Here is a 6,015-nt window from a genome sequence, read left to right as displayed (position 1 = left end):
ACAGGCGATTGCTAGGGTTTACCCTTAATCGTGGCCGGATCGTGCAAAATTTTCCCTGGAAGGGCTGTTGTGTTGCATTTTACGCAACGCTAATGCGCCTGTCCTGTCATGGTTTGCACGCCGGCCCCCCGGCGAAAATCGGCCCTTCCGCGTTCGCCGCCGGCCTTTCCGGCCCGCGGGCAGCCGCCAAGACGACTATTCACGTTCATCAGGGGAATCCGATGTCACACGCCAGCGCCAGCCTGGCCGCGCCCTCCATGCCGCTATCCGGGCGCATCCGCATGCTTGCCGCCATCTTGCTGGTGGTTGTCATTTCCGAGGCGATCGGCAGCGTCGCCTTCAATGTCGGCCCGGGCAAGATCATCCTGCAGCCGATGCTGTGGGCCATCTTCATCGGCGCCATTGTCGCCGCCTTCGGCCAGCGCCTGCCCGCCGGCCTGGGTATCGATACCGCCATGCAGACCCGCATCAGCGGCTATCTGCAATATGCGCTGCTGCCCTTCCTGGCCAAGCTGGGCCTGATGGTGGGCGGCGCCTTGCCGCAGGTGCGCGAAGCCGGCTGGGCCCTGGTGTTCCAGGAGTTCGGCCACTTCTTCGGCACCATGGCCATCGGCCTGCCGCTGGCCTTGCTGCTGGGCATCAAGCGCGAAGCCATTGGCGCCACCTTCTCGGTGGGCCGCGAGCCCAGTCTGGCCATCATCGGCGAGCGCTACGGCATGAACTCGCCGGAAGGCCGCGGCGTGATGGCCGAGTACATCACCGGCACCGTGATCGGCGCGTTGTTCGTGGCGCTGATGGCCGGCTTCATCACCAGCCTGAACATCTTCGATCCGCGTTCGCTCGCCATGGGCGCCGGCGTGGGCTCGGGCAGCATGATGGCTGCCGGCGTAGGGGCGATCGCCTCCCAGCAGACGCCCGAAGTCGCGCACCAGGTGGCCGCGCTGGCCGCCGCCGCCAACCTGCTGACCACCGTGGTGGGCGTGTACTTCACCTTGTTCATCTCGCTGCCGACCACCATCTTCCTGTACGGCAAGCTGGAACCCGTGCTGGGTCGCTACTCGCGCGGCAAGGCCGAGACCGCCACTGTTGCCGACGACGGCGACGCGCAGGAAACGCCGGCGCATGGCGTCAAGATGGGTTTCGGCGACCGCCTGACCGCCTACGTCATCTGTGGCCTGTTCGCGCTGGTGGGCAACCGCCTGGGCTACAACGTGCCGTTCGCCGACGCCCTGCCGGGCATGGGCATCATCATCCTGCTGGTCGTCATTACCGATCTGGTGCTGCGCGTGGTGCCCAAGCTGCCGGCCGTGTTCGTGCTGTCGCTGATCGCCATGACCGCCGGCTGCCCCGGCGTGCTGCCGTACTCGGACCAGATCATCGCCATGGTCGGCAAGGTCAACTTCCTGCCGTTCACGACCGTGATCCTGGCCATGGCCGGCCTGTCCATCCTCAAGGACCTGCCTGCCTTCCGCAAGCTGGGCTGGAAGATCGTGGTGGTGTCCCTGGCCGCCAATGCGGGTACCTTTCTGGGTGCGACGATGATCGCGGAATTCTTCCACTGATTGGTGCCTGGTTCCGGATGGAAAAAACGCCTGACGAGTCAGGCGTTTTTTTTATCAGGGCGTGTAGCCCGGCCGATAGCGCGCGTTGTCCGTGACATTCTCGGTAGCGCCGATATTGGCGACCTTGGGTATGCCCAGGCCCGCCGCCTTCATGGCCACCGCGGCCTGCAGTTCCTGGACCTGCGGGTTGCCCATGGCGACACGGTAGGCCTGCAGCGGCATCAGGCCTTCGATGGTGCCCAGGTCGTTGGCGGAGCCGGCGCGCTGGACCACGGGGTCGGGCTGCGCGGTGAACTCCTCGAGCGCGCGGCGCATGCGCGATTCCGCGTGCAGGTCGCGCAGCGTGTCGGCATGGGAGGCGTCGAAGGAGGTCAGCGGCAGCGGCAGGCTGTCGCGTTCGCGGACGGCATGCGCCGCGTGCCCGGCGGCCGCGGCCCGGGCTGCCTGGACATGAGCGACGCGTTCGGTTTCGGGGAATGCGCGCGTGGCGTCCAGCGCGGCGGAGCGCGCGGGGTAGGGCGCATCGGTCCGGTGGATGGCAGAGATCGCAGCGACGTTCATGCTGGGCCCCTTTCTGGTGACAGGCCGGCGGATTGGCCCGTCTGGCGATTTCACTGTAACAGGTGGGGGAGATCGTGGCGAAAAAAAGGCCCCTGACCATGTCAGGGGCCCTAGCGACGCGGCCCGCGGGCCGCGCCGTACCCAGGGCAGGTGATGGCCAGGGAGCCCGGCGGGTTCTCCCGGCCCTGCGCCTGCCCAAACCGGATCAGGGTTTCGTCGCCAGCATGGACGGGCGTTGGCTGAATGTTTCGTACCAGGCGGCGGTGGCCGGGTGTCCGGCGCGCCAATCCAGGTCGGGGAAGCGGAAATCCAGATAGCCCAGTGCGCACCCGATAGTGATGGTACCGATGTCGAGACGGCCGTTCAGCGAGGCGGCACTCTTCTCCACCAGGGCGAGGCCGTCGCGAACCTTGCCCAACTGGCCCTCGACCCAGCCGTCCCAGCGCAGCGCTTCGGGACGCAACACGGTTTCATAGCGGGCCAGCAGTGCCGCGCCCAGCATGCCGTCGGCCATCGATTGCTCTGTCAGTACCTGCCAGCGATCCTTGCCGGCGGGGAACAGCGCGCCGCCGCCCAGGTCGTTCAGGTATTCGCAGACCACGCGGCTGTCGTACAGCGCCTGGCCATCGTCGGTGATGAAGGTCGGCACCTGGCCCAGCGGATTGCTGGGGATGATGCTCTGGTCGCGCGCGACGGGGCCGGCCGCGCTGGGCAGCTTCTCGATGCGGTCGGCCAGGCCAAGCTCGTGGGCGATGACCATGCACTTGCGCACGAAGGGCGAAGCGGGCGAGTAGAAGATTTTCATGGATATCCTTGTCGGTGGAGAGGCGTCAGTGTTGTGCATGGGCCAGATGTTGTCCAGCGATCCAGCCGAAAGTCAGGGCGGGACCGAGCGTGATGCCTGGGCCTGGATAGGCGCCGCCCATCACGGACTGCATGTCGTTGCCGGCCACGTAGAGGCCGGGGATGGGCGCGCCCGCGGCGTCCAGCGCCTGGGCTTGCGGGTTGGCGGCGATGCCGCAGGCCGTGCCGATGTCGCCGGGATAGACCTTGACCGCGTAATAGGGGCCCGCTGCCAGCGGCGCGAGGCAGGGATTGGGTCCATGCTCCGGATCACCCAGGTAGCGGTTGTAGGCGGTCGATCCCTTGCCGAAGTCCCGATCCTGGCCCTGGGCCGCGTCGGCGTTGTAGCGTTCCACCGTGGCCTGCAGCGCACCGCCGGGTACGCCCAGCCGGGCCGCCAGCGCCGCCAGGTTGGCCGCTTGCATCAAGTAGCCCGCATCGATCAGATGCTGGCGCGGTCTTCCGCCCGGCAGCGCCAGGCCCAGGCCCCAGGTGTCGATGAAGCGCTGGTCGCAGATCAGGAAAGCGGGAACGCTGGGCGCCGTGCTGTTGCTGCGGTACATGGCCTGCACGAACTCATGGTACGAAGCCGATTCGTTCACGAAACGCTGGCCCGCGCCGTTGACCGCGATGAGGCCCGGCTTGGCCCGGTCCCACACCAGGTGCGGGTAATACAGGCGCTTGCCGTCCGCGGATTCCAGGACGGATACCGGCGCCCAGAACGCGGGGCTGGCGTGACCCGTGCCGAGTGCGGCGCCGGCAGTTTCCGACAGGCGGATGCCGTCGCCCGTATTGTCCCGCGGCGACATGGACCAGAGGCCGGTGGGCTGGGGATAGGTCTGCGCGCGGCGCTCTGGATCCCAGGGAAAGCCGCCCGTGGCCATCACCACGCCGCGCCGCGCACGGATGTTCAGCGTCTTGCCGCCGCGCGTGACGGCGGCGCCCAGCACGCGGCCGCTTGCATCGCGGTGCAGCGCCAGCGCCGGCGTGTCCAGCCAGTACTCGATCCTGCGGGCCAGCAGGCCGTGGAACAGCTGCGCGGCCAGCGCATTGCCCAGCAACAGGCGGGTGCCGCGGTGATAGCCGCGCGCGCGGTCGGCGGCATAGCGCAACACCAGCTTCATGCTGTGGCGCCAGGCCGCGAATGAGCGCATGGCGCGCAGCAGATGGCGCACGTCGGTGATGTTGACCATCATGCCGCCGAGCACCGTGAATTCCTTCAGCGGATCGCGCAGCGTACGGAAGTCGCGGCCGAGCTTGCGGCCGTCGAACTCCAGCGGATCCAGCGAGCGGCCGCCCATCGCGGCGCCGGGCAGATCGGGGTAGTAATCGGGCGACGCGGTGCGCGCGGCTACGTCCAGGATGCCGCGCGACGCCAGGTAGTCCATCATGCGCGGGCCGGCTTCCAGGTAGGCGCGCTTCATGTCGTCCGGGGCGGCTGCGCCCACGGTCTGTTCCAGATAGGTCCATACCTTGTCGAAGCTGTCCGGATGGCCGGCGGCTTCCGTCTGCGCGTTCAGCGGTATCCACAGCGCGCCGCCGGAGATCGCGGTGGAGCCGCCGATGCGGCCGGTTTTTTCCACCAGCAGCACGTCCAGGCCTTCTTCGCGCGCCGTCAGCGCGGCGGCCATGCCGCCCGCGCCCGAGCCGACGACCAGCGCGTCGACTTCCTTGTCCCAAGTGATGCCTTCCATGCTGCCTATGCTCCCGAGCCGCCCAGCGATTTGCCGCCGTCCACGAAGATGACCTGGCCGTTGATGAAGTCCATGTGCGGCGCGGCCAGGAAGGACACGGCATTGGCGATGTCTTGCGGCTGGCCTGCGCGGCCGGTTGGCTGCAGGGCCAGTTGGGCCGCCAGGCGTTCGGGCGTGAGGTTGCGCAAGAGCGGCGTGTCGATGAGGCCGGGGGCGATGGCGTTGACCAGGATGCCGCGCGCGGCGAGCTCCATGGCCGAGGCGCGCGTGTAGCCGACCAGGGCCGCCTTCGAGGCCACGTAGTGCGGGTGGTTCTTCGCGCCCAGGTAGGCGCGAGACGCGATGTTGACGATCTTGGCGCCCGGCGCCATGTCGCGCGCGGCTTCCTGCGTCAGGGTCGCCACCGCCAGCAGGTTGACGTCGAAGGCGCGGCGGTAGTCGGCGCTGTCGACCTCGAAGAACTTGCGCTCGTCGAACAGCCCCGCGTTGTTGACCAGTGCGGCCAGCGGCGCAAGCGAACGCGCCAGCGCGCGGGTGGCGGCCTCGTCCGTCAGGTCCACCACGCGGTGCTCCACGTCCAGTCCTTGCGCCTGTAACGCCTGCGCCTCCTTGGCGGCCAGTGCCGCGTTGCGGTCGGCCAGTACGACGCGAAAGCCGTCGCGCGCCAGCCGCTCCACGATCGCCAGGCCCATGCCGCTTGCGCCGCCCGTGACCAATGCCGTGCCCAGATTCATGATTTTTTCCTATACGGCCAGATAGCCGCCGTCCACGGGCAGCACCACGCCGTTCACGTAGCTGGCCATGTCCGAGGCCAGGAATAGAACCGGTCCGACGATCTCGTCGGCCCGGCCGGCGCGCGCCATGGGGGCGCGCTGCATGTACCAGTCGGTGCCCTGGGCCAGCGAGCGCTGCCCCGCGGTCATCTCAGTTTCCATCAGGCCGGGCGCCACCGCGTTCACGCGCACGCCATGCGGCGCCAGATCGCGCGCCAGTACCTCGGTGAACGAGCGCACGCCGCCCTTGGACACCACGTAGCCCGCGGTGGAAATGCTGCAGCCGTAGGCCACGATGGAGCACAGGTTGACGATGGCGCCGCGCGTGGCCTTCAGCTGCTCGACGAAGGCGTGCGTGACGTTGAAGGTGCCCTGCAGGTTCACGCTCATCACGCGTTCCCAGATCTGGGGCGTCTGCGGATCGTCGAAGGACGCGCGGGCGGAGATGCCGGCGTTGTTGACCAGGATGTCCAGATTGCCGTATTCGGTGGCGGACCGCTCCGCAAAGGCGCGGACCGCGGTGGCATCGGTCACGTCCAGCACCGCGTCCGCGGCCTTGCCGCCCGCGTCGCGGATGGCCTG

At 68.3% G+C, this 6,015-nt stretch carries 6 protein-coding genes; 1 reads left to right on the top strand and 5 read right to left on the bottom strand.

The features are described from left to right. The first annotated feature begins 221 nt into the window (after positions 1-221). Positions 222-1,562, top strand: a complete 1,341-nt coding sequence (locus tag VIR09_RS11075) for a DUF3100 domain-containing protein (protein ID WP_332012919.1) — start codon at positions 222-224, stop codon at positions 1,560-1,562. A 54-nt stretch (positions 1,563-1,616) separates the two neighbouring features. Here VIR09_RS11075 and VIR09_RS11070 read toward each other — a convergent pair whose 3' ends face one another. From VIR09_RS11070 to VIR09_RS11050, 5 genes are all read right to left on the bottom strand, one after another. Continuing rightward, the gene (locus VIR09_RS11070) at positions 1,617-2,123 is read right to left on the bottom strand and encodes a hypothetical protein (RefSeq protein WP_332012918.1); all 507 of its coding nucleotides are present in this window, start codon (positions 2,121-2,123) and stop codon (positions 1,617-1,619) included. Positions 2,124-2,328: 205 nt separating this feature from the next. Continuing rightward, positions 2,329-2,928 carry a glutathione S-transferase gene (locus tag VIR09_RS11065; RefSeq protein ID WP_332012917.1) on the bottom strand — a complete coding sequence of 200 codons (600 nt, stop codon included), beginning with the start codon at positions 2,926-2,928 and terminating at the stop codon, positions 2,329-2,331. A gap of 25 nt (positions 2,929-2,953) precedes the next feature. Continuing rightward, positions 2,954-4,660 carry an FAD-dependent oxidoreductase gene (locus tag VIR09_RS11060; RefSeq protein WP_332012916.1) on the bottom strand — a complete coding sequence of 569 codons (1,707 nt, stop codon included), beginning with the start codon at positions 4,658-4,660 and terminating at the stop codon, positions 2,954-2,956. 5 nt (positions 4,661-4,665) lie between these two features. Beyond that, on the bottom strand, positions 4,666-5,394 hold the full coding sequence (locus VIR09_RS11055; protein ID WP_332012915.1) for an SDR family NAD(P)-dependent oxidoreductase: 729 nt from the start codon (positions 5,392-5,394) through the stop codon (positions 4,666-4,668). A gap of 9 nt (positions 5,395-5,403) precedes the next feature. Next, positions 5,404-6,015 (bottom strand): SDR family NAD(P)-dependent oxidoreductase (locus tag VIR09_RS11050; protein WP_332012914.1); only part of this gene is annotated, 612 nt, incomplete at its 5' end.

The sequence above is a fragment of the Achromobacter sp. genome, assembly GCF_036567245.1.
GTDB lineage: Bacteria > Pseudomonadota > Gammaproteobacteria > Burkholderiales > Burkholderiaceae_B > Achromobacter.
Note: the sequence above shows the minus strand (reverse complement) of the source record. Positions and strands in the feature narration are given on the sequence as shown.